Genomic DNA, 25,404 nt, shown 5'->3' with positions numbered 1-25,404 from the left:
TCCGTTCGACAGGAGAAATTGCGCCTTGCGGGCCCGACTCCCATCAACGCTCCGCACGACGCAATTTCTCCTGTCGGAGCAAAAGATGGCGGGAGCGTGTCGGAGCCCGGAGTGGGCCCGAGCAGGTTCACCGGTCGCCTCACACGGCCCCCGGGCGCCCCGCACCCGCACCTACGCGTCGCGCAGCAGATCGGCGGTCACGCGCGCGCAGAAGTGGATCGCGCTGACCGGCACGTGCTCGTCGGCGGCGTGGAACTGCCCGTACACGTCGAAGTCGAGGGGCACGCGCAGCGGGAAGAATCCGTAGCCGGCGATGCCGATCGATGAGAAGTGCTTGTTGTCGGTGCTCGCCGGCAGCAGGTAGGGAACGGCGACGGCAGCCGGATCCTGCACCGCGAGCGCTGCTCGGATCGCGTCGACGAGCGGGCCGTCGACCGGCGCCGTGTTGGCCGGCCACCACGGCCCCTCGGTCACCTCGACGTCGGGCCCGGCGAGTTCGGCCAGGCGCGCTCGCACCTCGTCGCCCTGCCCGGGTGCGATGCGGATGTCGAGCTGCGCCTGCGCGATGCCGGGAATGATGTTCACCTTCGATCCGGCCTGCAGCACGGTTGGCGTCGCGGTGCTGCGCGAGCTGGCCGCGACGGTCTCGCCCACGAAACCGAGCTCGGCGAGCGCACGCGTCAGCCCGTCTTCGGTCGCGGTCGCTTCGCCGGCGATGCCAAACGCCGTTAAGAACGCCTTGAGCGCCTCGCTCCGCACGAGCGGAAAACGGTACTCGCCGATGCGCGTCACCGCGCGAGCCAGAGCCAGCACGGCGTGGTCGGGTTCGGGGCGCGACCCGTGGCCGGCACGGCTGCGCGCGGTGAGCGTCGCCGACGCGACGCCCTTCTCGCCTACTGCCACGAGGTACGCACGCCGGGCGTCGCCCGACGCAACTGCGCCGCTCGCGTCGCGCACGGGCAGCGGCGCGGAGAACCCGCCGACTTCGCCCACCGACTCCGTCACCCCGGCGAACAATTCGGGGCGGTGCTGCACCAGCCATCCGGCGCCCCAGCGACCGCCGTTCTCCTCATCGGCCAGGAACGCGACGACCAGGTCGCGGCGCGGCTGGATCCCCTCACGTGCGAAGTGCCGCAGCACCGCGACGACGGCGCCGCCGAACGGCTTCATGTCGACGGCTCCGCGCCCGTAGAGCATGCCGTCGTGAATCTCGGCGCCGAACGGCGGGTGTGTCCAGTCTTGCCCCACGACCGGCACGACGTCGAGGTGGGCGTGCACGAGCAGCGCTCCGGCAGCCGGGTCCGTGCCGTGAATGCGCACGACGAATGATCCGCGCCCGGCCTTCGGCTCGATGAGTTCACCGGTGATGCCAACTTCGGCGAGGCGGTCGCGAATGAATTCTGCGGCGCGAGTCTCGCCGTCGCCGATCGTCGACGGGTCACCGGTGTTGACGCTGTCGATGCGAATCAGCTCGCGCGCATACTCCAGCGCCTCGGTTTCGAGAGTGGAGGGTGCGGCAGGCTGAGCGGGCTCGGTGACCTGCGGTTCTGCCTGGTGTTCGGACGTCGTCATGCGCGGGGTCCTTTCGCTCGGGGCACTCTCATTCTGGCAACCGACGAACACGGCCGGTCGTGCGGGTGTCACACGGAGAGATGCGACACCCGCACGATCGGCTGAGACGGTGCCGGATCACCCGGCGCCGGGGCGCCGCCGCGCACACACGCTACGCAGCGGGCTCCGACACCCGCCCGCCCCGCTGCGTCAGCGCCGCGATGACGGCGAGCAGTGCCGTGAGCCCGAAGGTCAGCAGCAGCTGCGTGCGCGCGGTGGTATCGAACATCACGAGCACCATGACCGCGAGCAGCAGTGCGAGCGTCGTGTACGACAGCCACGGGAACCCCCAGAAGCGGATGGGCAGTTCACGGCCCTCGCGATCGGCCCGGCGTCGCAGCACGATCTGCGACACCACGATGGACGTCCACACGATGAGCAGCGTCGACCCGACGACGTTGAGCAGCGCCGGCAGCACCGCGTCGGGCCACGCCCAGTTGAGGCCGACGGTGACGAAGCTGAAGAGCACCGACCCCGAGACGGCGGCCCACGGCACCCCGTTGCGGGTGATCGAGCGCACGACCCGCGGAGCCATGCCGCGCTCGCCGAGCGAGAACGCCATGCGCGAGGCCCCGTAGATGTTGGCGTTCATCGCCGAGAGCAGGGCCACCACCACGATGATCGACATCGCGAGGTCGACGCCGGGCAGTTTGAGTGCGCCGAGCACGGCGGCGAACGGCCCCGATTGCACGGCGGCGTCGTCCCAGGGCAGCACGGACACGATGACGAAGATGGAACCGATGTAGAAGATCAGGATGCGCACCATGACGGAGCGCATCGTGCGACGGATGTTGCCGCTCGGATCTTCGGATTCGGCCGCCGCGATCGACACGACCTCGGTGCCGCCGAAGGCGAACATCACAATGAGCAGCGCGCCGGCGATGCCGACGAAGCCGGTCGGTGCGAAGCCGCCGTGGGCGACGAGATTCTGCAGACCGAGCGGCTCATTGCCGGGAAGCAGGCCGACGATCGCGAGGATGCCGACGACGAGGAAGAGGAGGATCGCGCCGACCTTGATGAACGCGAACCAGTACTCGAATTTGCCGTAGTTCGCGACGCCCAGCAGGTTGATGGTGGTGAGCGCCACGATGAAGACGAGCACCCATACCCACTGCGGCACCACCGGGAACCAGGCGGCCACGATCGCCGCGGCGCCCGTCGCTTCGGCGGCGATGACGACGACGAGCTGGATCCAGTACAGCCACCCCACGGTGGCCCCCGCGGTACGCCCGAGCGCCCGGTGCGCGAAGGTGCTGAACGCCCCCGAGCTCGGGTACGCCGCCACCTGCTCGGCGAGCATTGCCATGACGAGCACCACGATGATGCCGGCGACGATGTAGCTGATCAGCACGGCGGGGCCGGCGATGTTGATCGCGCTGCCCGAGCCGACGAACAGGCCGGCGCCGATGGCGCCGCCGAGGCCCATCATGGAGACCTGGCGCCTCGTGAGCGTGGTGCGCAGTGTTCCCGTGTCGAGGAACTCGCGGTCGTCCGCCACCGTCGAGGGTGCACCCAGATCCTGCGCGCTCATCGCACGACCGCCTCGGCGTCGAGCTGCGCTGCAGCGTTCTGGCTCATCGTGCCTGCCGGTGCGAGCGCGGCGAGCACCCGATCCGTGTCGCTGGGGATGCCGCACGAGATGCGCACCCCCTCGCCCGGAAAGACGCGCGCAATGACGCCGCCCGACTCGAGCAGGTCGCCGATTTCTTCGGGTGTGCGCCCGTTCGTGGCCCCGGCTGCGACCCACACGAAATTCGCCTGCGAGCGCGCCGGGTCGTAGCCCCAGGCGTCGAGCGCCACGAAGAGCCGCTCGCGCTGGTCGGTCACCTCGGTGATGCGCGCGGCGAGCTCCTCCTCGGCCGCGAGCGATGCGACTGCGGCCGCCTGCGCGAGATTCGTCACGCCGAACGGCACGGCCACCTTGCGCAGCTCCTCGGCGATCTCGACGGGCGAAACCGCGTATCCGATGCGCAGGCCGGCCAGCCCGTAAGCCTTGGAGAACGTATGCAGTACGGCGACGTGCGGAAACTCGCGGAACAGCTCGAGCCCATTCGCCCGGTTCGGGGTGCGATCGAAGTGCACGTACGCTTCGTCGATCACCACGAGCACGTCACGCGGCACCGCGTCGACGAACGCGCGCAGCGCCTCCGCCGCAACGACGGTGCCGGTCGGGTTATTGGGGTTGCAGACGAAGATGAGGCGCGTGCGCGGGGTGATGGCGGCGAGCATCGCGTCGAGGTCGTGGCGCGCGTGCGCGTCGAGCGGCACCTCGACGGGCGTCGCGCCTGCGATGCGCACGAGCGACGGGTAGGCCTCGAAGGATCGCCACGCGAAGACGACCTCATCGCCCTCGCCCGCGGTGGCGTGGATCAGCTGCGACGCGACCTCGACGGATCCGGCGCCGACGGTCACGCTCTCGACGGGAACCCCGTGCCGCTCGGCGAGTGCTTCGCGCACCGCGCTCGCGCCCATATCGGGGTAGATCTGCACCCGATCGAGCTCCGCTGCGACGGCCGCGACGACGGAGGGCAGCGGCGGGTGCGGGGACTCATTGGACGACAGCTTGCTGGCGCCTGCGGGGGCCGGTCGCCCCTGGCGATAGGGCGGCACTGCGGCGAGGCTCGTACGACGATGTAGCGACATGATTCTCCTGTGAACATGAGCGGTCGGATGCGACCAGACACACGTTAGGGAATCGCAGAGCGCTAGACAATCGCACTCATTTTGACTGTACGTGTTGTGCAGAAATGCCGCGGGAACGCCGCTTTCACCTCACAACTTGTGCAGCATTACGCGGAAGGCGCGCTCGACGGCTGCGGCGCGCTGTGCACGAGCGGGAGCGTGCGGTTGGTGAAGTGAGTCGCGAGCGCGATGCGCGTGGAGACGCGAATCACCCCGTCGGTGTTCGAGATGAGGTCGAGCACACGCTGCAGATCGATGGTGGATCGCGACACGAACGACGCCATCATGTCGAAGTCACCGGTGATCGTGTGCAGTTCCGTGATCTCGGGAATGCGCGCGAGCCCCTCGGCAATGGTGGTGTGGCTCACGTCTTGCCGCACCTGAATCGTGCAGAAGGTGCGCAGTACGAAGCCGAGCGCGGAGGGGTCGATCGACGGCGCCTCCGACGAGATCACGCCGCTGGCGCGCAGCTTGTCGAGCCGGCTCTGCACCGTCGCGCGCGCCACCCCGAGTCGCCGCGCGCTCTCGATCACCGAGATGCCGGTGTCGGTGCACAGCAGCGTGATCAGGCGCACGTCAAGCGAGTCGATGTTCATCGGCACCATCATAGATCTGGCGCGCCTGCCTCATGCGACGAGCGAGAACGCGGATGTCGCGTGCGTCAGATCCCTCGTTCGGTCGCCGGCGTCCACCCCAGTGCGGGCCCGAGTCGCGTGGCGAGTGTCTCGACGAGGTGCTTCCATTCGGCGAACTCGAACTCGAACGGCAGATGCACCTGATAGTCGTCGGCGCGCTGGAACGACGCGTCGGCGCGGATCTCGTCGACGAGCTCGTCGACCGTGCCGATGAGGTCGTTCGAGATGATCGTCTTCGCGCCGTGCACACGGCCGACCCGATGCGCGCGACCCGCGACGTACTCGCGGTACTTCGCGACCTGGCTGGGCGTGGCCCCGTCGAGGGGCAGAATCACCCGAGACACGTTGACCCGCGCCGCGTCACCCAGGGGGTGCGCCGCACGGAAGGCATCGATCTGCAGGCTCTGCTCGCGCGCGAAGTCGGTGCCGCCGTCGTGCGTCGATGAGATGTTGCCGAGCAGCAACTGGAAACCCGCTTCGCCGGCCCAGGTCACCGACTCGAGCGATCCTGCGCCGTACCAGAGGCGGCTCGCAAGACCCGGGCTGTGCGGTTCCACGCGCGGGGAATCGATGTCGCCGCCGAAGCCGCCGTACGCCGCGACCTCGCGCACGGGCGCCCCCGAAACGAGCGACCGCAGCAGCTCCACTCGACCGCGGCCGTAGTCTTCGACACGCCAACCGGCGTCGTGCACCAGGTCGTTGACGGCGTCGGCGTAGCCCGGGGCGTGCAGGCTGAAGCCGGGCTGCAACCGCCCGCCCGAGAGCACGTCGGCGGTGCCCAGGTCTTCAGCAAGGCGGAACGGATTCTCGAACTCGAGCGGCGTCACCGCGGTGCCGAGGCCGATGCGCGACGTCGCCTGCGAGAGCGCACCGAAGTACACCGTGGAGGCGCCGAGTCCGGTCTGCAGGTGCCGCGTGCGCAGCCAGCCATCGTCGAGCCCGACCGCTTCGGCGATCGTGAACAGTCTGATCCCGTCGGCGAACGCTGCCGCCGGGGTCGTGTGCGAGAACGGGACGAGGTGATTGAAACTCAGGCGCTGCAGCGGGCGCGGGGCGACGGCGGTCATGCGGCCGGGGTCCAGCCGAGGGCGGGGCCGATGCGGGTCGCGAGCTGGTGCAGGATCTGCTTCCAGTCGTCCAGCTCGAACTCGAACGGCAGCTCGAACAGGTAATCGTCGGCCGCCTGGAACGCGATGTCGTGCTCGATGAAGTCGACGATCTCTTCAAGCGAGCCGAGCACGTCGAGCGCGATGATGGTGTTCTTGCCATGCACCTGCGTCGTGCGCGGGGTGCGCGCCTCGGCATACGCGCGGTACTTCGCCGCCTGCTCGGGGGTGGCGCCGTCGGTCGGCACGATGACGCGCGCGACGGAGACCCGGGCGTCATCACCACGCGGACTCGCCGCACGGAATGCGTCGATCTGATTGCGCTGCGCCTGCGAGAAGTCGGTGACGCCGTTCTCGGTCGAACTGATGTTGCTCACGAGCCAGTTGAGATCGGCCTGCCCGGCCCACTCGGCCGACCGCAACGATCCGCCGCCGTACCAGAGGCGCTCCGACAGCCCCGCGCTGAAGGGCTCGACCCGCGGCGAATCGAAGTCGCCGCCGATGCCGGTGTACGCCTCGACCTCGCGCACCGCGTCACCCGCGAGGAACGACCGCAGCCGCTCGATGCGACCGTACCCGTAATCTTCTTCGCGCCACCCGAAGTCGTGCACGAGATCGTTCACGGCGTCGTCGCCCGGCTTGGGCGGGTGCACGCTCAACCCCGCGTGCACGCGGCCGCCCGAGAGCACGTCGGCGGTCGCGAGGTCTTCGGCGAGACGGAACGGGTTCTCGTGCCCGACCGGAATCACCGCCGTGCCGAGGGCGATCCGCTCGGTCACCTGCGACAGCGCACCGAAGAAGACTGCCGGCGACGGGAGTCCGCGTTGCAGATGGCGGGTGCGCACCCACCCACCATTGAGGCCGAGCTCCTCGGCGTAGCGGAAGAGCTCGATCGCGTCGCGGAACCCACCCTCCGGCGCATCCGCGTCGAAGGGAACGAGATGGATGAAGCCAAGATGCCGCAGCGGCCTGCGTGCAGTGGTCATGGGGTGCTCCTTCGGATCGACCGGGCGTCGTCACAGCCGACGCGGTACTCAGCGTATGAAACGCCGCGCGGCTTCTCCCATTCCCGAATGGATGTGTGACCTTCCGTGACGCAGGGGCGACGGCTCGGGATCACCGCACATTGTCGGCGGCGAGTGTCAGAATGCCCGCATGCTCTCCACCTTCGCCGTCGCCGGGTACCGGTCGCTGGTCGACGTCATCGTGCCGCTCTCTCAGCTCACGGTCGTCTCCGGCGCCAACGGCACCGGAAAGTCGAATCTGTATCGCGCGCTTCGGCTGCTCGCCGCGGCAGGGGAGGGCCGCATCGTCGGGGCCATTGCGCGCGAGGGCGGTCTCGAGAGTGCGCTCTGGGCGGGCCCGGAAGTGCCGGGCGGGCAGGGCGGCTCGCGCTCGCGGCCCGTGTCGCTGCAGCTCGGGTACAGCTCGGACGAGTACGGCTACCTCACCGACCTTGGCCTGCCGCAGGTCGACCCCGAGCGCAGCTTCTTCCGGCGAGACCCGGAGGTGAAGCGTGAGCAAGTCTTCGTGGGCCCGTTCGCGCGGCCGGCCTCCGTGCTGGTCGACCGCACGCGCGCTGCGGTGCGCGTGCGCGACAACGGCAGCGGCTGGCGTGCGCTGCCGCAGATGCTCGGCCCCGGTCAAAGTGTGCTGCTCGATCTCGAAGATGCGACGGCGCTGCCCGACACTCTGCGCGTGCGGCACCGTATGGCGCAGTGGCGCTTCTACGATCACTTCCGCACCGACCCCGAGGCCCCCTCGCGCGCACCGCAGGTGGGTACGCGCACTCGGTGGCTCAGCGACGACGGCTCCGATCTCGCCGCTGTGTGGGCGACCGCGATCGAATCGGGGCAAGATCGCGACCTGAACGGTGCCGTCGCCGACGCATTCCCCGGCTCACGCGTCTCCATCGAGGTGTCGCACGGCGTCTTTCGTGTGCAGTTCGAGCAGCCGGGCCTGCTGCGCCCGATGACCACGGCTGAGCTTTCAGACGGCACGCTGCGCTACCTGCTGCTCTGCGCGGCGCTGCTGCCCACCGACCCGCCGCCCCTCATCGTCGTCAACGAGCCTGAAGCGTCCTTGCACGAAAGCCTGATTCCGGCCCTCGGCCAGCTCATCGCGATGGCCGCCCGGCGCACGCAGGTGATCGTCGTCACCCACTCGCGCGTGCTGCAGCGCTCGCTTGCCGAGGCAGGCATTGGTGCGGCATCCGCAGCCGGCGGTGAGGCACTGTCGATGATCGAACTGACCTCAGACGGCCTGGGCACTCAGGTCGCCGGCCAGGGGCTGCTCGATGTGCCCCGCTGGGAATGGCCGAAACGGTGACCGGCACCGACGCCCGCATCGCGTGGGCGCGCCTCACGATCGGCACGGCAGTCATCCTGGTTCTCGCGTACACGTATGCGCTCGGCACGGGTGGGGTCAACCCGTTCGACTTCTTCGGCTACTTCACCAACCTCACGAACCTGCTCACCGCCATACTGCTGATCACGACCGGACTCGTGACGCTGCGGCGCCCCGCCAAGCCCGCACCGCTCTGGTTGCGCACAGCTCGCGGTGTCGCCGTCGCGTGCATGCTCATCGTCGGCGTGATCTACAACGTAGTCGTGCCGGGCACCGGCTCGGCGCCGCCCTGGGTCAGCGTGACGCTGCACATCATCATGCCGGCGATCACGCTGCTCGACTGGGTGTGTGTCGGCGATCGCGGCGTGCTGCCGTGGCGGCACAGCTGGGCGGTGTTGCCGTACCCGCTGCTCTGGCTCGGCGTGGTGCTCGTGCGCGGCGCAACCGACGGCTGGGTGCCCTACGGCTTCCTGCTGCCCGCGCACGGAGCGGGTGCGCTGGCCGCCACGTGCGTCGGGCTGCTCGTCTCACTGGCGGTCAGCGGTGCCATCGTCTGGGGGCTGAGCCGATTCGGAGGGGTGATCTGCCGCGCTCCGCGCGATGCCTTGCAGTGAAACGCCAAATCAGTGGACGTCGATGCGTCAAGTCTCGTCGTCCAGATGCGAGTGGGGGTACATGCACCCCCACTCGCATCTCTCACCGCCGAGCTACTCCGACTTGTGATCGAACTCAGCCCGCTTACGACGGGATACGCTTCCCATCGCAATGACTGCTCCACCCACGACCAAACCCATGAGCGCACCCAGGAGGGAGCCTCCGACCATCGCGTCAGAAGCTTTGGGCCCAAGAACACACACATACGCCACCCAGCAGGCAACCGGAATAGTGGCAACAATTGCGCCGGATATCTTCGGGAGCAATCGAGATGTTGCTCCGCAGATCATTCCCAGTAGAAAACCGAACAGGATCATCGGGTGCCTTTCACACGAGTCATTCAAGCGGACTTAGCACTTCGGAAACGTCGGCCACCATCCACCAATTGCAGGGGGAACAGCAACGATATGAGCAGTCAAACATTTGCCTCCCGCAAGGTTTGCGGCGCTAATTGCAGCAAGTGTTCCGCAGCCAATCGAGAACGCCTTTCCTGCCGGGTGCTGTGACTTGCTCAGAAGTGTTGCGCAAGCTCCAATACAGATCGAATTCTCGACATTGAGTTTTCCTACCTGGCCGCCATTGGCCGTTGTTGATTGAATCAGGAACGCCAGACTAAAGCACAAGCACCCTAAAACATAAAAATATCAACAAGATTGCGTTTTTCATCCCGCCCACGGAATCGGGCCCCCGCTCGGCTCGCCGCCAAATCTTGGCGCGCATGGGCCGCGTCAATCGCCACCTTCACCCAGACCCCAGGGGAATAGTCGCAGCATCAAAACCCCTTGAAAGATACCCCCCATGGGTATATGGTGGCAGCGATGGAACACCTCCATCGTGCACCACAGCGAAGGGCGACACTCATGACCACCACCGAATTCACCGTCACCGGCATGACCTGCGGGCACTGTGAGCGCGCGGTGCGATCTGAAGTCTCCGAAATCACCGGGGTCACTGAGGTCACCGTCAGCGCATCCACCGGACACCTCGCCGTCACCACCACTGAAGGCCCCGTCGACGCAGCCGCAGTGCTCGCCGCCGTCGAAGAGGCCGGGTACACCGCGCAGGCGGCCTGATCATGCCGTCGACCACGCACCCCTACGAACTCGAGATCGGGGGCATGACCTGCGCCTCTTGCGCCATGCGCATCGAGAAGAAGCTGAACAAGCTCGACGGGGTCGAGGCGACGGTCAACTACGCCACCGAGAAGGCTCGCGTACAGGCGCCCGCGGACTTCGATCCCGCGCTGCTCATCGCCGAGGTCGAGAAGACCGGCTACACCGCAGCACTCCCGAAGCCGCCGGCTTCCGAGACCGCTGAGCAGCCCGCCGAGCGCTCAGACCCCGAACTCACGGCGCTGCGCCACCGACTCATCGGCGCGATTGTGCTGTCGGTCCCGGTGATCCTGCTCGCCATGATTCCTGCTCTGCAGTTCACCTACTGGCAGTGGGCATCGCTCGCGCTCGCCTCGCCCGTCATCGTCTGGGGTGCCTGGCCGTTCCACCGCGCCGCCTGGATCAACCTGCGCCACGGCGCCGCCACCATGGACACCCTGGTGTCGGTCGGCACGTCAGCCGCCTACCTGTGGTCGCTCTACGCGCTCTTCTTCGGCATGGCGGGCATGCCCGGCATGGTGCACGCGTTCGAGTTCACCGTGCAGCCGAGCGACGGGGCGAACAACATCTACCTCGAGGTCGCGGCCGGGGTCACCATGTTTCTGCTCGCGGGCCGCTACTTCGAGCAGCGCTCGAAGCGCCAAGCCGGCGCCGCGCTGCGGGCCCTGCTCGAGCTCGGCGCGAAAGACGTCGCCCTCCTGCGCGATGGCGTCGAGACCACCATCGGCATCGGCGACCTCGCCGTCGGCGACACCTTCGTGGTGCGCCCCGGCGAGAAGATCGCCACCGACGGCGTCATCGTTTCGGGTCACTCCGCGATCGACGCCTCCATGCTCACCGGCGAATCCGTACCCGTCGAGGCGGCCCCGGGCGACACCGTGACCGGCGCAACCGTGAACACGAGCGGTCGCCTCGTCGTGCGCGCCACGCGCGTCGGCTCGGACACGCAGCTCGCACAGATGGCCCGCCTGGTCGAAGACGCGCAGTCGGGCAAGGCCGAGGTGCAGCGTCTGGCCGATCGCATCTCGGGCGTCTTTGTGCCCATCGTGCTCGTCATCGCGATCGGCACGCTCGTGACCTGGTTCGCGCTCGGTTTCCCGGCGGCGAGCGCGTTCACGGCCGCCGTTGCGGTGCTCATCATCGCCTGCCCGTGCGCGCTGGGGCTCGCCACCCCGACGGCGCTGCTCGTCGGCACCGGGCGCGGGGCGCAGATCGGCGTGCTCATCACCGGCCCCGAGGTGCTCGAGTCGACCCGCCGCGTCGACACCGTCGTGCTCGACAAGACCGGCACGGTGACCACCGGGCGCATGTCGCTCGCCGACGTCATCCCCGGCGCGGGCACCGAGCGCGCCGAGCTGCTGCGCCTCGCCGGCGCGCTCGAAGATGCCTCAGAGCACCCGATCGCCCAGGCCATCGCGGCCGGTGCGACCTCCGAGCTCGGGGCAGTGCTCCCGCCCGTCGAGGGTTTCCAGAATATGGAGGGCCTCGGCGTCAGCGGCGTCGTCGACGGGCACGCAGTGCTCGTCGGTCGGCGCGCGCTCATGGAGAGCTGGGCAATCACCCCCGATGCGACACTCGTCGAGGCGATGGCGACTGCCGAGAGCGCCGGCCGCACCGCCGTGCTCGTGGCGTGGGACGGCGAGGTGCGCGGCGTGCTCTCCGTTGCCGACGCGGTGAAGCCGACCAGCGCCGAGGCGATCCGCCAGCTCACCGATCTCGGCCTCACGCCGATGCTGCTCACCGGCGACCACCGCACGGTCGCCGAACAGATCGCCGCCGAGGTGGGCATCACCGATGTGATCGCCGAGGTTCTGCCGCGCGACAAGGCCGACGTGATCTCGCGGCTGCAACGCGACGGCCGGGTTGTGGCGATGGTGGGCGACGGCGTCAACGACGCGGCTGCGCTCGCCCAGGCCGATCTCGGGCTCGCCATGGGCACGGGCACGGACGCCGCGATCGAGGCCTCAGACATCACACTCGTGCGCGGCGACCTGCGCAGCGCGGCCGACGCGATTCGGCTCTCGCGGCGCACGCTCTCCACGATCAAGGTCAACCTGTTCTGGGCCTTTGCCTACAACGTCGCCGCGATTCCACTCGCCGCACTCGGGCTGCTCAACCCGATGCTCGCCGGGGCCGCCATGGCGTTCTCGAGCGTCTTCGTGGTGGGCAACAGCCTGCGCCTGCGCTCGTTCCGCAGCCGAGCGGTGTAGTCGGCTCACACAAGCGGAATCGCGCCGTTCTCACACCGAGCCTGCGCCACCCTCCCAGGCCCGATCGCTACAGTTCCGGAAAGCACCGGGCGGCGGGCCCGTGCACGACCGCGCAGGAGACCCGATGCTTCCGATCGCCGACATCATCATGCTGGTGGTGCTGATCGCTGCCACGATCTCGGGCTTCCGCTCCGGCTTCTTCTCGGTGCTCGGCGCGCTCGCCGGGCTTGTCGTCGGGGCCGCACTGTCGCCCTGGCTGCTGCCCATCATTGCGCGCGAGATCCCCGAGAACGCGTGGCGCAGTGCGGCCGTAGTCGGCTCAGCAGTGCTGCTGCTCGCGGTCGGGGCCGGGCTCGGGTCGTTGGTCGGGTCATGGTTCAGGCGCGGTGCGGATCGCCTCAAGCTCCGCTTCGCCGAACGCCTGCTCGGCGGGGCGCTCGGCCTCGTCGCATCGGTCGTCGCGGTCTCGCTGATCGGCGCCGGCATCGCCTCGTCGGGGGTGCCCGTGGTGTCTTCGGCAGTCGCGTCTTCATCGGTGCTGCGCACACTGCAGCAGTGGACGCCGACTCCCCTGACTGACGCGGCCGCGCGCCTGCAGGCTGCGGTGCTCGACGACACGGTGATCCCGACCGTCGATGCCCTGCTCGACGGCGACCTCGGCGTCTCCCCCGACGTCGCCGCAATCGACACCGATGACCCCGCGCTCGCGCAGGCCGCGCAGTCTGTCGCGCGCATCTCAGGCGTCGCGTACGGCTGCTCGACGATGCCGACCGGCACGGGGTTCGTCGTCGCGGAGGATCGCGTGGTCACGAACGCGCACGTCGTCGCCGGCGTCGACACCCCGCTGGTCGAGCTGCCGGGTGAACCCGCCCGAGACGGGCAGGTCGTGTACTTCGATCCCATCGACGACCTCGCCGTCATCGCCGTCGACATCGATGCCGCGCCGCTGCCCATCGACGACACGTTGGTTCCCGGCAGCGCCGGCGCCGTCGAGGGCTACCCCTACGGCGGACCGTTCACGACCGTGGCGGCCGGCGTGCTGGCGACGCGCGACGCTCCGATCGCCGATATCTACAACTCGAGCACGTCGCCGCGTTCGATTCACGTGCTCTCGGCGAATGTGCGCCCCGGCAACTCGGGGGGTCCGCTGCTCACTGCCGAGGGCGGGGTCGCCGGCGTCGTCTTCGCGCGCGATACGCAGCGCGAGAACGTGGGATACGCGATGACCGTCGCCGAGCTGCTGCCGGTGCTCGCCACGCTCGACTCGGCCACCTCGCCCGTCTCGACCGGCGCCTGCATTCCGGGCTGACGCCGGGGAGCGGCCTGCTCCTTGCACGATCGCAGTTCAACCGATCGGTTGACGCACCCCGCTCCCGGGGTTTCTACCGTGGAATCATGCCTGCTCCCACCCGATTCCCCGCCCGCCTCACCTCCACGCTCGCCGCAGCCGCGATTGCCGCGATCGCCCTCTCGGGGTGCGCCCCCGAGCCCGAGGCGCCGGTTGATCCGACCCCCGCGAGCGAAACGAGCACCCCGCCCGCGACCTCGCCTGCTGCGCCCGAGCCCACCCCGGACCCGGCATCCGAGGTGCGCGCAGACCTGCAGGGCCTCAGCACCGCAGAACTGAACACCCGACTCATCGCAGCGGCGTGGGCCGACGACGTCGCGGAGGCGACCGACCTGATCACCGCCGGCGCCGATGTGAACGCGCAAGACGAGACCGTGCAGAGCGCCTACCTGATCGCGACGAGCGAGGGGTACGACGATCTGCTCGCACTGACGCTGGCGCACGGCGCCGACCTCGCGAGTCTCGATTCGTACCACGGCACCGGGCTCATCCGCGCGGCCGAGCGCGGCCACACCACCGTCGTCGGCACCCTCATTCAGCAGGGCATCAGCATCGACCACATCAACAACTACGGCTACGTCGCCCTCCACGAGGCACTCATTTACGCGAAGCCCGATCAGGTGCAGCAGTATCAGGACACGGCGCGCGTGCTCATCGCTGCAGGTGCCGACCTCAGCATCGCGACCGGCAACACCAGCCAGACCCCCTCGATGCTCGCCGAGCAGTACGGGCTCGGCCGGCAGGCGTCGCTCATCGCGCGCGCCATTCACTCCCCGATTCCGGGCGCAGATGCGCAGGCGACACTCTTCCGGGCGGCCTCGACCGGCGATCCCGATCTCACGGCACTCGCGTTGCGCGCCGGCGCTGCCATTTCGACACCCGACACCAACGGCCAGACTGCCCTCGCCCTCGCAACCGCGAACAACCATCCGGTCACCATCACGCTGCTCACCGCGCTCGGCGCGCAGTAGGCAGCACACCGGCCGGGTCGGCGTCCGCGGGCGCTACTCGACCGCGATGAAGTGCATCTGCTCGATGAGTCGCTGCGCGGCAACCGCGTCGCGCATGTCGATTGCATCGCTCAGCGCGGCAGCGGTGTCGCGCAGGCGCTCCCACTCGATGAGCTGCCCGGTGACGGTAACACTGAGGTGAAATCCCAGCGAGATGACCGACTCACCGACGATGCGCCGCAAGGTGGCGTTGGGGCAGAGCTCAACGAGCATCTCGTGCAGCCGCTGCAATGCCGCAATCGCTCGGTCCGCGTCTTCGGACGCCGCCGCTTGGCCGACCTCGCCGACTCGGCTCTGCAGGTGCGCTCGCGCCTCGCGATCGATCACGGGCACGACGAGACCGATGACTCCGGCCGACAGCGCCCCGACCGCCTGAATCTCCTCGATCGCACGATCCGGGTCGGGCAGCACGACCCGGGTGTGGCGCTGCGCCTCGGTTTCAATCAGCCCGTCGGCGGCGAGCAACGCGATCGCCTCGCGAATCGGGGTGCGTGAGATGCCGAGCCACTCCTGGAGCGCCGTGTCGTCCAGACGTTCCCCGGGCGTGAACGTGCCGTCGAGAATCGCCGCTTTCAAGGAGTCGTAGGCCACGTCACGCAGGGTGCGCCGTTTCTTCGTCGGCGTCAGGGGAACAGGAACCGGCATCGCATACCCTTCTCGAACCATGGCTCGGTGAAATTTGGATATGGCAATGGTAACGCCGGGCCACCACGAATCAGACGGGGAAATCCACGCGCACTTCGAGACCACCGCCCGGAAGAGCGCGTGCGGAGACGGTCGCGCGATGCGCTCGAGTGATCGATGCGACGATCGCCAGGCCGAGCCCCGCACCCTCTCCGGGGCGGTGCTGGCGCGGATGCAGTCGACGGAACGGCTCGAAGAGCCCCTCGACGAGCGCGGGGTCGATCTCGGCGCCCGTGTTCGACACCACGAGCGATGCACCGGCGGTCGTCGACCCGGCCGGCACCAGCGTCACCGACACCGATCCGTCGACCTCCCGGTTGTAGGCGATCGCGTTCTCGACAAGATTGCGTACGAGGTGCTTCAGCAGCACAGCGTCACCGACCACCTGCGTCGGGCCCGCAGGGGCGGATACCGTCAGCGCGATACCTCGGTCGGCGGCATCTCCGCATCGAGTCAGGCCCGACTGAACGACGAGCTCTCGGCGCTCGGCACGAATCTCTTGACCGCCGAGGCCGGCACCAATTTCGCCGGCAAGCAAGTGCCGCTACCGCACGACGCCGTGGGTCGGGTCGCCCGCATCGACGGCGTCGAGAGCGTCGGCAGCACCGCTCTGCTCGAGCAGAACGTGTATCGCAACCAGCTCGCCGACCCCGGCGCCACGGGCGGCATCGGTGTGCTGGCCGCGCACCTGTCGCTGCTCGATGTGGTCGGCGGCGACCTGCGTGCGGGCGCCTGGCTGAACGCGGCCACTGCCGAGTACCCCTCGGTGGTGCTCGGGGCGACCGCCGCCGAACGTCTCGGCATCAACTCCCCCGGTGCCCAGGTGTGGCTCGGTGGGCAATGGTTCACCGTCGTCGGCATTCTCGAACCGATCGCACTCGCACCCGAGCTCGACACCGCCGCGCTCATCGGCGAACCCGTCGCCGCCGAACTCTTCGGCTTCGACGGCAGCCCCACCACTCTCTACGAGCGCTCCGACGACGCGGCCGTCGGCCAGGTGCAGACGCAACTGGCTCCGACGCTGAACCCGCAGTCGCCCTCCGACGTCGAGGTCTCTCGTCCGTCAGATGCGCTTGCGGCGAAGCACGCCGCGGATCAAGCCTTCTCGGGGCTACTCGTGGGGCTCGGATCGATCGCACTGCTCGTCGGCGGCATCGGGGTGGCGAACACGATGATCATCTCGGTGCTCGAACGCAAGCGCGAGATCGGGCTGCGGCGCGCACTCGGCGCGACGCGGGCGCACATTCGACGCCAGTTCTTGGCCGAATCGTTGCTCCTGTCGCTGCTCGGCGGGCTGCTCGGGGCCGTCATCGGGGTTGCCGTCACCGCGGGCATGGCGCTCGCCAACGGTTGGCCCGTCGCGCTCTCGCCCGCGGTCATCGGCATCGGGGTGGGGTCGACCCTCGCCATTGGCGCCGTCGCCGGGCTCTACCCGGCGGTGCGCGCCGCGCGCACTCCGCCGACCGCGGCGCTCGCGGGCTGAGTCGCGCTCACGGGCTGAGCCAGGCTCACAGTGCGTGCCGAGGCCGCCCGAGCGCCGTGGTCGCCCGAGGTCATGAAGCGACATGCGCATTCGTCGCACGAGTAGCCTGGACGCAGGATCGCCACCCAAGGAGTCGCACCATGACCGCTGCCCGCCTCGGGCTCTTCACCCGCCTGCTCGAACCCGTCTCGGCCGCCGACCGCTACCGCTACGCACTCGAGCAGATCGATGCGGCCGAAGCCCACGGATTCGCCTCCGCTTGGGTGGCGCAGCACCACTTCGGGGAGCACGAGGGCGGCCTGCCCTCGCCGTTCGTGCTGCTCGCGGCAGCGGCCCGAGGCACGACGCGCATCGAGCTCGGCACCGGAGTCGTCACCCTGCCAATCGATGACCCGCTGCGCGTGGCCGAAGATGCCGCCGTGCTCGACGCCTTGAGCGGCGGGCGCGTGCAGCTCGGAATCGCCTCCGGCGGCACGCCCAGCTCGTTCGCACCGTTCGGTCACGACTTCGCGCGACGCCGCGAGATCTTTGACGAGCACCTCGCTGTGCTCGACGCCGCACTCGCGGGCGACGGGGTGCGCGGCACCGATGCACGTATCTACCCGGCCGCCGGCGACCTCGGGCGACGCATCTGGCAGGGCACCTTCTCGGCAGAGGGCGCCGCGCGTGCGGGGCGCCGAGGCGATGGACTCATGCTGTCGCGCACTCAGCCGCGCACGGCCGAGCGGCCGAATGCACCGCTGCACGAGATTCAGCAGCCCATCGTTGATGCGTACCGTGCGGCCCTTCCCGCAGACGCCCCTGAGCGCGTGCTCGCATCGCGCACCATCCTCGTTGTCGACGCCGCAGATCGGGATCGCGCGCTCGAGCTCGCCGACGCGGGCCTGCGCCGCCTCGCCCAGCAGATGCATGGCGCCGACGCGGATGCACTCTCGATCGAGGAGCTCGCACGCATCACAGACACGCACGTCGGCACTCCCGACGAAGTGATCGCCTCGCTGCGCGCCGACGAGATTCTCGGTCAGGCGACCGATGTCACCGCGCAGGTGCACTCGATCGATGCGACCCACGAACTCACGCTGCGCTCGATCGAGCTCCTCGCGACCGAGATCGCCCCCGCCCTCGGGTGGCAGGTGCACCCCGCCTGAGCGGTCACCCTGGCGCGGTCACCCTGGCGCGGTCACGCCCGACCCGCTCACGCCCTTCGCGATCGCGCCGCGGTGGCGGCGACGCCGAGCAGCACGAGCCCGCACGCCACGACGGTGATCCAGGCCGGCAGCGATGCCGCGACGAGGTGCGGCCCCGAGGCGTGCGCGACGAAACTCGCCGCGAGCGCGATACCGATGGCAGTGCCGACCTGTCGCGCGGTCGATGCGGTGCCGCTCGCGACGCCCGCGCGATCCGGCGCAAGCCCGTTCACTGCCGTGTTCGTGATCGGCGCGTTCGCGAACCCCACCCCGATGCCCACCGCGAGGTAGGCCGGAGCCCACCACACCGGACCGACTCCCCAGACAACGCCAAGAAAGAGCGCCCCTCCCAATGTCAGGGTGATCGCGGCGATCATCAGGGGCAGACGTGCCCCCGAGCGCCCAACGAGGTACCCGGCGACCGGAGCGCACACCGTCGACGCGATCGCCATCGGCAGCGAGGCGGCCCCGGCCGCGAGCGGGGTCCAGCCGAACGACTCCTGCAGCAAGAGCGTCGTCGTCAGCAGGGTGACGCTGAAGCCCACGAACACCGCGATCGCCCCGACGACTGCTCCGACGAAGCTCGGCACCCGAAACAGTGCGAGGTCGATCAGCGGTTGTGCCGTGCGGTGCTCGACCCACACGAAAGCCACCAGCATCACAACGAACGCGAGCGCGCCGCCGAGCACACCGGGGTGCCCCCACCCCACGCGCGGCCCCTCGATGAGCAATGCGACGCCGGTGCCGATCACCAGCATGAGCAGCACCTGACCCGGCACGTCGAGTCTGCGGGCGTGCTGCCCGCGCGACTCCGGCACGAAGAGAGCGACGAGAATCATCGCAACGGCGATTACCGGGGCGTTGATCCAGAACACTGCGCGCCAGTCGAATGCGGCGATCAGCGCGCCGCCGACGAGCGGCCCGGCAGCCATGCTCACGCCGAATACCGAGCCCCAGACCCCGATCGCCCGTGCGCGCTCGGTCGGGTCAGTCATCACCTGCACAACGATCGACAGCGCCACCGGGGTGAGCATCGACGCTCCCACCCCCTGCAGCACGCGCGCGGCGATGAGGGCCGCGGGATCCGACACGCACGCACAGACGATCGATGCCGCCCCGAAGACCAGCAACCCAATCTGGAACACGCGCCTGCGGCCGAACCGATCGGCCAACGCCCCGGCCGTCATGAGCAGGCTCGCGAACGGCACCGTGTAGGCGTCGACCACCCAGGCGAGGCTGCCGCTGCCGACCCCGAGCCCGGTGCCGATCGCGGGCAGCCCGACCGTCACGATCGTCGTGTCGAGACCGACCAGGAAGAGCGCAGACGCGCAGATCGCAAGGATCGTCCAGCGTTGACGGGCGGTGGTGGCAGTGGCTGTGGTGGTCGCTGCTGCGGAAGCGGGCGGTGGGGTGCGGGTCGCGGTCATCGACGGTACCGGTCTTTCTGGCTCGACGGCACACGATCGCGTGCCGAACAGCAGTCAGTGTCTCCCGGAGACCGCCGTCACGCCGAGGCTTTTTGCAGAATCTGCAAAAATATCGATATGGATTGCGATGTCGACGACACCATTGCCGCAATCGGCCCCCGAGTGCGCGAGCTGCGCCGCGCGCGGCTCTGGACGCTCGCCGAGCTCGCCGACCGCACGGGCCTCTCGATCAGCGCGCTCTCACGACTCGAGACCGGCCGCCGCCAGCCGACGCTCGATCTGCTGCTGCCGCTCGCCGCTGCATTCGCCATCGCCCTCGATCACCTGGTCTCGGCGCCGGCGACCGGCGATGCGCGCGTGCACCTCTCGCCGCGGCGGTCGCAGAGCGGTGGCGTCATCGTGCCGCTCACCGAGTCACCGGGCAACGTCAGAGTCTTCAAGCAGGTACTCGGACCACGCAAGGTACAGCTGCGATCGCACGCGGGGCATGCGTGGCTCTATGTGCTCGCCGGCACGCTGCGACTCATCTTGGACGACGTCGAGCATCTCGTTGCGCCCGGAGAAACCGCCGAATTCTCATCGCTGACGCCGCACTGGTTCGGCCCGGCCGATGATCACGCCGTCGAGATCTTGCACCTCTACGGGCCGCGCGGTGAGCGCGCGGTGCCGCGCATCGCCGCCGGATAGATCGACTTTGGGGGCGGAGTGCCGCTTGCCGCTCTCTGTTCGCTCGTTCGCGGTTACTGAGCGGGGCGCAGCAACCGCTGCACGAGTGGCAGCGCGCGCTCGATGCGTGCGGGCAAGGAAGCCCACCGGTCGGCCATGCCCGACATCATCTGCGCACCGATGTAGATCTCGGTGATGATCTCGGCGAGCAGCTCGGGAGCCTCGGTCGTCGTGATCGACCCGTCGGCGACGCCCTGCTCGATCAGCTCGAGCGTGGCCTGCTGCCAGCGGGTGTACGAATTGTGCCCGTGCTCCTTGAGCTCTTCGGGCAGCGAGTCGACCAGCTGCAGACCGGCCTGCACGAGCGTGTCGCCCGCCATGAGCTCGGCGAGGCGCGGCAGCATCACCAGGATGGTGTCGTAGGCCGCGCGGCCTACTTTGACCTCTTCTTCGAGCAGTGCGCTCATACGATCCTGCTGCACGGTGAGCACCGCTTCAGCAATGTCGTACTTGTTGCCGAAGTGGAAGTAGATCGAGCCCTGGCTCGCGCCGGCCTCGTCAGAAATGTCTTTCAACTTCGCCTGGTCATAGGTGAGTCGCGAAAACACGCGACCCGATGCCTCGAGCAGCGCCAGTCGGGTCTCGATTCCGCGCTGCTGCTTCGTGCCAGCGCCCTCAATATGTGGTGCCATCGGCGACTCCTCGGAACGTCTCGTCCCATCCGGTTCTGGTGGGCATAGGTCAAAGATAACGGCCCAGTTTTGGTTTTCGCCGCACATTGGCGCAATGGCGCACAATCCGTTCGAATTTATCGCATTTTGTGCACATGTGCTCACACGTTCCCAATCCCCTGTGAAACGTATGTCGCATTTTGCGCCAGCCTTGAGTGAGCTTGGCTCAATTTTTCTCGCGACAATGCCCACCATTACTGTCACCCATCGCCCCATCACGGCAGCCTTCTGCCGCGCAGGAGAAATTGCGCTGTGCGGCACCACGCCGGCAATTTCTCCCGCGTGACGCAATTTCTCCGATGCGACGGGAGTGATTGCGCGCACCAAACCCTGCCCCAGCCCATCAGGCAGCGATTGGCAGACGGCGGGGCGCCCGCCAAGCTGTGAGCGCGACGGTCAGGCGACCGGCGCAACCCCCGCGTGCGATTCCTGCAGCGCCCGCACGACGGGTGCGAGCTCGGGCTGCTCAGACGCTTCGGCGAGCGCCCGCTCGAGTGTCGCGTCGTGCAGCGGGTGCGCCCGATCGTAGAGCTGATGGCCGGCCGCGGTGAGCTCGGTATAGATGCCACGGCGGTCGTCGGCGCAGAGAATGCGCGTGAGCAGGCCGCGGTCTTCAAGACGCGTGACGAGGCGGGTGGTGGCGCTGGCACTGAGGGCCGTAGCCCGGGCAAGCTGCTGCATGCGCATGTGCCACCCGTCTTGACGATTGAGCGCGTCGAGCACGGTGTACTCGACTACCGAGAGCTCGACCGCTGCGGCGAGCGCGCGCTCCAGCTCCGCCTCGATCAGCGTGTGCAGCGCGGCGAGCGTGCGCCACCCGTGCGCGCGAATTTCGACGGCGTCGTCGGCAATGCCCATGATGTCTCCCGGTGCTCGGCGCGCAGGCGATCCGGCACACACTGCTGCGTGCACGGAGCGCGAGCGCATTCGTTGCTTGCGCCGATTAATTGCGTGTGCAATCATTATCTGCGCTGACGCAATATCCCGCGTCTGCAACTAGTTTACTCGGAAAGCTCAGGAACACCACATGCCATTGGGACTCATCGCCCTCGCACTCGGAGCCTTCGGAATCGGGCTCACCGAATTCGTCATCATGGGCCTGCTCCCCGAGGTCGCCACCGACTTCGGCGTCTCGGAAGCGGCCGCCGGGTGGCTCATCTCGGGCTACGCGCTGTCCGTCGTCGTCGGCGCGCTCGGCCTGACCGCCGCCACCACACGGCTGCCCCGCAAGCCCGTGCTGCTCGGCCTCATCGTGCTCTTCATCATCGGCAACGCGGTCACAGCCCTCGCGAGCGGATACGAGGTCGCCATGATCGGCCGCATCATCGCCGCGCTGAGCCACGGCGCCTTCTTCGGCATCGGCTCGGTCGTCGCGGCCTCCCTCGTCGCGCCCGGCAAGCAGGCCCGGGCGATCGCGATCATGTTTACCGGCCTCACCGCCGCGAACGTGTTCGGGGTTCCATTCGGCACGTTCATCGGCCAGCAGTTCGGCTGGCGATCCACGTTCTGGATCATCTCGGCCATCGGGATCGTCGCCTTCGCGGGGATCGCGATCCTCGTCCGAGCACCGCGCGACCATTCACCGACCGTCAGCCTCCGCACCGAGCTCGGGGCATTCCGGTCGGGCCAGGTTTGGCTCTCGCTCGCCGTCACCGTGCTCGGCTACGGCGGCATGTTCGGCGCATTCACCTACATCGCCTACACACTCACCGAGGTGACCGGCTTCGCCAGCTCGACCGTGCCCTGGCTGCTCGTGCTCTTCGGGCTCGGGCTCGTCGTCGGCAACTGGGCCGGCGGTCGCCTCGCCGATCGGTCGATCGACGGCAGCCTCATCGGCTTCATCGCCGCACTGACCGTGGTGCTCGTACTCTTCGGCCTGCTCGCGTCATCGCCGACCGCAACCATTGCGATTCTCGTGCTGATGGGCGGCTTCGGATTCGGCACGGTACCCGGCCTGCAAAGCCGTGTCATGCAGTACGCGGGCGGGGCACCGACGCTCGCATCGGGCGCCAACATCGGCGCGTTCAACGTCGGCAACGCGCTCGGCGCCTGGGCGGGCGGCGTCGGCATCACCCTGGGCTTCGGCTACACCTCCCCGATCTGGATCGGCGCCGCCCTCACCGCTATCGCGCTCGTCGTGATCATCGCGGCGGCAGCTGCCGCGAGGCGCAGCGCCGGCGCGAGTCGACCCGCCGCCAACCACCTCGCCGCGCAGCACTCAGCGGAAGATCTGCACTCAGCGGACTCCCTGCAGCCCGAACCCATCCGCTGAACGCAGATCTTCTGCTGAGCGCAGCTCGCCCGCTTCACCACCCACCGTTTCGACAGGAGACCCCATGACCATCCCCACCATCACCCTCAACTCGGGCATCGAGATGCCGCAGCTCGGCTTCGGCGTCTTCCAGGTTCCTGACGACGAGACGACCGCCGCCGTCACCGCGGCCCTCGAGACCGGGTACCGCAGCATCGACACCGCCGCGATCTACGGCAACGAAGTCGGCGTCGGCCGAGCCCTCGCCGCATCGGGCATCGCCCGCGACGAACTGTTCGTCACCTCGAAGGTCTGGATCGACGACCACGGCACCGACGCCGCCCTGCGCGCCTACGACGCGACGCTCGAGCGACTCGGCCTCGACGCGCTCGACCTCTACCTCATTCACTGGCCGACGCCGGCGCGCGGCACCTACGCAGATACCTGGCGCGCGCTCGAGCGGCTGCTCGCCGAAGGTCGCGTGCGGGCCATCGGCGTCTCCAATTTCGAGCCGGATCATCTCGACCACATCGCGAGCGCGCACGGCATCGTACCCGCCGTGAACCAGGTCGAACTGCACCCGGCGCTGCAAAATCGCGCGGTCGTCGCCGCGAACGCGGCGCGCGGGATCGCGACCGAGGCCTGGAGCCCGCTCGCCCAGGGCGCGGTGCTCGGTGAGCCGGCGATTCTCGACATCGCCGCCAGGCACGGCAAGACGCCCGCCCAGGTCGTGCTGCGCTGGCACCTGCAGCAGGGCCGCGTGGTGATTCCGAAGTCGACGACGCCCGCGCGCATCGCCGAGAACTTCGACGTGTTCGGGTTCGCGCTGACGGGCGAAGAGCTCGCGGCGATCGACGGCTTGGAGCGCGACGGTCGCACCGGGCCGCACCCGGCTCAGTTCAACGGCTGAGTCGGGCTTGCCGGGTTGGGGTCAGATCGGGCCTTCCGTGCGCACGGAGATCTTCAATCGCCGGCCATTCAGCACCACGCTAAAATTGCAGTTCAGATTCCAAGGGACTTGCGGTGTGAAGTCGCCCATTCAACTCAAGAAATCACTCACCGAGTATTGTCAGTCGCCCACCGTGAATCGTTCGACCCTCAAGCGGCTGCGTTGGGCGGTCATTTCCAGAGTGCAATGATGCGAGATCGTCAAGCTGCTCTTGTGAGATGGTGATCGGGGTAGAGAACACGGCCCATTTCACGTCTTCGGTACAGGGAGGCGTTGTCAAACTACCGTCATAGCCATAGAAGTTGAGACTCGAAGGCATCAGAGCCGCGATATCGATTGACAAGGGCGTTTCATTACCCTGCTCAAAAGCCTGAGCTGCATTCTCCCAGGCTTCTGATGCAGGGCCGACGTTAGCAAAGACGCTGACGACGAGGTGTTCCTTATCTTGTGACTGAAAAACAAAGTGAAATTCCGCGGCGGAATGAAGACCAGCAACTGTATGCTCCGACGGCATATGAGAATGCATTTGAACGAAGCCAAAGCTCTTGTTATCAAATACTGTCGTTGTTGTGCTGATCTCTGCAGTGAACTGCATCGCATGCCCTGAATCGGTCACGGTGCCGCTTGTGGCGCTATCGATTTCAAGGGCGACTTCCTCAGTGGATGTCGGAACTGCTTCTGGGAGATCGATGGGTGACTCCTGCTTCCCTGCCGAACAAGCTGAAAAGTCGTTGGAAAGGCTCGACCACTTGTCAGGCCCATCAGTTTTGCCATAGTCCCAATGTGGTTCTCGGGCTATCGTCGACTCTGGTTGAGTGTGGGGCAGAGAGCAACCACCCACCCCTATAAGGGCAATGAGCGTCGCGGCAGTAAGCGAAGCACGACGTCGTCTGAAGTTCATATTTTTAGCAGTGTCCACAAATCATGTTTTTGGCCATCGTATTGGCGAAACCATCTATACGTGGCGACATGGATCAGTTACTCGCCAGAAAGAAAAACAAGGATTTCGCGGGGGAAGCAGAGCGCGGACTCCATAGTCCGAGCCCGCGCTCTGCTTTTACAACCGGTCTAGTTGTTGAATGGCGTTTCTTCGACGTCTCGCTTACGGCGACGCGCCGTGAAGGCCAGGAGCCCCCCAAATGCAGCGAGTACAGTCGCGGCGAGAGCGGCAGTGATACTCATCGCACCATTGGCACCTGTCACTGCCAATCCCTTCGCACCGTTCCCCTTATGTCCGCCGGTGCTTGAGGCGCTGCCCTCAGCCGAAGCGCTCGCCTGCGCCGCTGTGTTTGCATCCGAAGACGAATCAGCC

24 protein-coding genes are annotated in these 25,404 nt (G+C 68.0%); 12 read left to right on the top strand and 12 right to left on the bottom strand.

What is annotated here, in order from left to right; translation table 11 throughout:
• Positions 1–171: 171 nt before the first annotated feature.
• The 6 genes from AMS67_RS03840 to AMS67_RS03815 all read right to left on the bottom strand — a co-directional run bounded on the left by AMS67_RS03840 (position 172) and on the right by AMS67_RS03815 (position 7,020).
• Entirely contained in the window at positions 172–1,572 is a 1,401-nt protein-coding gene (locus AMS67_RS03840; RefSeq protein ID WP_075201217.1) for a M20/M25/M40 family metallo-hydrolase, read from the bottom strand.
• Between the two features lie 151 nt (positions 1,573–1,723).
• Entirely contained in the window at positions 1,724–3,142 is a 1,419-nt protein-coding gene (locus AMS67_RS03835) for an amino acid permease (protein ID WP_082305270.1), read from the bottom strand.
• Positions 3,139–4,254: a histidinol-phosphate transaminase gene (gene hisC, locus AMS67_RS03830; RefSeq protein WP_053386190.1), complete on the bottom strand. Its 1,116-nt coding sequence runs from the start codon at positions 4,252–4,254 to the stop codon at positions 3,139–3,141. The genes AMS67_RS03835 and hisC overlap by 4 nt, the downstream gene beginning before the upstream one ends.
• 146 nt (positions 4,255–4,400) lie before the next feature.
• Positions 4,401–4,889, bottom strand: coding sequence for an Lrp/AsnC family transcriptional regulator (locus tag AMS67_RS03825; protein WP_053386226.1), 489 nt, complete (start codon positions 4,887–4,889; stop codon positions 4,401–4,403).
• A 65-nt stretch (positions 4,890–4,954) separates the two neighbouring features.
• Positions 4,955–5,995 (bottom strand): LLM class flavin-dependent oxidoreductase, encoded by a 1,041-nt coding sequence (locus tag AMS67_RS03820; protein WP_053386189.1) that lies wholly within the window; start codon positions 5,993–5,995, stop codon positions 4,955–4,957.
• Positions 5,992–7,020: an LLM class flavin-dependent oxidoreductase gene (locus AMS67_RS03815; protein WP_053386188.1), complete on the bottom strand. Its 1,029-nt coding sequence runs from the start codon at positions 7,018–7,020 to the stop codon at positions 5,992–5,994. Before AMS67_RS03815 ends, AMS67_RS03820 begins: the two co-directional genes overlap by 4 nt.
• A gap of 169 nt (positions 7,021–7,189) precedes the next feature.
• Here AMS67_RS03815 and AMS67_RS03810 point away from each other — a divergent pair, with 169 nt between their 5' ends.
• The 6 genes from AMS67_RS03810 (at position 7,190) to AMS67_RS03785 (ending at position 14,675) form a co-directional block, all read left to right on the top strand.
• Complete coding sequence (locus tag AMS67_RS03810; protein WP_053386187.1) at positions 7,190–8,362, top strand: AAA family ATPase; 1,173 nt, start codon at positions 7,190–7,192, stop codon at positions 8,360–8,362.
• Positions 8,347–8,994, top strand: coding sequence for a Pr6Pr family membrane protein (locus AMS67_RS03805; protein WP_053386186.1), 648 nt, complete (start codon positions 8,347–8,349; stop codon positions 8,992–8,994). The genes AMS67_RS03810 and AMS67_RS03805 overlap by 16 nt, the downstream gene beginning before the upstream one ends.
• 900 nt (positions 8,995–9,894) lie before the next feature.
• Entirely contained in the window at positions 9,895–10,107 is a 213-nt protein-coding gene (locus tag AMS67_RS03800) for a heavy-metal-associated domain-containing protein (protein ID WP_053353657.1), read from the top strand.
• 2 nt (positions 10,108–10,109) lie between these two features.
• The gene (locus tag AMS67_RS03795) at positions 10,110–12,356 is read left to right on the top strand and encodes a heavy metal translocating P-type ATPase (RefSeq protein WP_053386185.1); all 2,247 of its coding nucleotides are present in this window, start codon (positions 10,110–10,112) and stop codon (positions 12,354–12,356) included.
• A gap of 124 nt (positions 12,357–12,480) precedes the next feature.
• Entirely contained in the window at positions 12,481–13,665 is a 1,185-nt protein-coding gene (locus AMS67_RS03790) for a MarP family serine protease (RefSeq protein WP_053386184.1), read from the top strand.
• 86 nt (positions 13,666–13,751) lie between these two features.
• Positions 13,752–14,675 (top strand): ankyrin repeat domain-containing protein, encoded by a 924-nt coding sequence (locus AMS67_RS03785; RefSeq protein ID WP_053386183.1) that lies wholly within the window; start codon positions 13,752–13,754, stop codon positions 14,673–14,675.
• Between the two features lie 33 nt (positions 14,676–14,708).
• Here AMS67_RS03785 and AMS67_RS17605 read toward each other — a convergent pair whose 3' ends face one another.
• Positions 14,709–15,359: a GntR family transcriptional regulator gene (locus tag AMS67_RS17605; RefSeq protein WP_162230809.1), complete on the bottom strand. Its 651-nt coding sequence runs from the start codon at positions 15,357–15,359 to the stop codon at positions 14,709–14,711.
• A 70-nt stretch (positions 15,360–15,429) separates the two neighbouring features.
• Positions 15,430–15,768: a sensor histidine kinase gene (locus AMS67_RS17805; RefSeq protein ID WP_206541733.1), complete on the bottom strand. Its 339-nt coding sequence runs from the start codon at positions 15,766–15,768 to the stop codon at positions 15,430–15,432.
• On the opposite strand from AMS67_RS17805, the gene AMS67_RS03770 reads away from it, so the two are divergent.
• Both AMS67_RS03770 and AMS67_RS03765 read left to right on the top strand, forming a co-directional pair.
• Positions 15,754–16,881: an ABC transporter permease gene (locus AMS67_RS03770; RefSeq protein WP_053386180.1), complete on the top strand. Its 1,128-nt coding sequence runs from the start codon at positions 15,754–15,756 to the stop codon at positions 16,879–16,881. The genes AMS67_RS17805 and AMS67_RS03770 overlap by 15 nt on opposite strands.
• A 140-nt stretch (positions 16,882–17,021) precedes the next feature.
• Entirely contained in the window at positions 17,022–18,029 is a 1,008-nt protein-coding gene (locus tag AMS67_RS03765; RefSeq protein WP_053386179.1) for a putative FMN-dependent luciferase-like monooxygenase, read from the top strand.
• A 47-nt stretch (positions 18,030–18,076) separates the two neighbouring features.
• Here the strand turns inward: AMS67_RS03765 and AMS67_RS03760 are convergent, their stop codons facing one another.
• Entirely contained in the window at positions 18,077–19,495 is a 1,419-nt protein-coding gene (locus AMS67_RS03760; protein WP_082305269.1) for a DHA2 family efflux MFS transporter permease subunit, read from the bottom strand.
• Positions 19,496–19,612: 117 nt separating this feature from the next.
• Here AMS67_RS03760 and AMS67_RS03755 point away from each other — a divergent pair, with 117 nt between their 5' ends.
• Positions 19,613–20,182: a helix-turn-helix domain-containing protein gene (locus tag AMS67_RS03755; protein WP_053386178.1), complete on the top strand. Its 570-nt coding sequence runs from the start codon at positions 19,613–19,615 to the stop codon at positions 20,180–20,182.
• A gap of 53 nt (positions 20,183–20,235) precedes the next feature.
• Here the strand turns inward: AMS67_RS03755 and AMS67_RS17050 are convergent, their stop codons facing one another.
• Positions 20,236–20,853: a TetR family transcriptional regulator gene (locus AMS67_RS17050; RefSeq protein WP_053386177.1), complete on the bottom strand. Its 618-nt coding sequence runs from the start codon at positions 20,851–20,853 to the stop codon at positions 20,236–20,238.
• 94 nt (positions 20,854–20,947) lie between these two features.
• Between AMS67_RS17050 and AMS67_RS17600 the strand changes: the two genes are divergently transcribed.
• A complete protein-coding gene (locus AMS67_RS17600) occupies positions 20,948–21,178 on the top strand; it encodes a hypothetical protein (RefSeq protein WP_162230808.1) in 231 nt (76 codons plus the stop codon).
• A gap of 110 nt (positions 21,179–21,288) precedes the next feature.
• On the opposite strand, the gene AMS67_RS03745 is transcribed toward AMS67_RS17600, so the two are convergent.
• On the bottom strand, positions 21,289–21,750 hold the full coding sequence (locus tag AMS67_RS03745; protein WP_053353751.1) for a MarR family winged helix-turn-helix transcriptional regulator: 462 nt from the start codon (positions 21,748–21,750) through the stop codon (positions 21,289–21,291).
• Positions 21,751–21,919: 169 nt separating this feature from the next.
• Here AMS67_RS03745 and AMS67_RS03740 point away from each other — a divergent pair, with 169 nt between their 5' ends.
• Together AMS67_RS03740 and AMS67_RS03735 are read left to right on the top strand one after the other, a co-directional pair.
• Positions 21,920–23,164, top strand: a complete 1,245-nt coding sequence (locus tag AMS67_RS03740; protein WP_082305267.1) for an MFS transporter — start codon at positions 21,920–21,922, stop codon at positions 23,162–23,164.
• A 64-nt stretch (positions 23,165–23,228) separates the two neighbouring features.
• Positions 23,229–24,053: an aldo/keto reductase gene (locus AMS67_RS03735; protein ID WP_053386176.1), complete on the top strand. Its 825-nt coding sequence runs from the start codon at positions 23,229–23,231 to the stop codon at positions 24,051–24,053.
• Positions 24,054–24,195: 142 nt separating this feature from the next.
• Here the strand turns inward: AMS67_RS03735 and AMS67_RS16730 are convergent, their stop codons facing one another.
• Positions 24,196–25,011 (bottom strand): carbonic anhydrase, encoded by an 816-nt coding sequence (locus tag AMS67_RS16730; protein ID WP_206541732.1) that lies wholly within the window; start codon positions 25,009–25,011, stop codon positions 24,196–24,198.
• Positions 25,012–25,404: the final 393 nt, after the last annotated feature.

This window comes from Leucobacter japonicus, assembly GCF_001273855.1.
Lineage (GTDB): Bacteria > Actinomycetota > Actinomycetes > Actinomycetales > Microbacteriaceae > Leucobacter > Leucobacter japonicus.
This window is presented reverse-complemented; position numbering and strand designations above follow the sequence as displayed.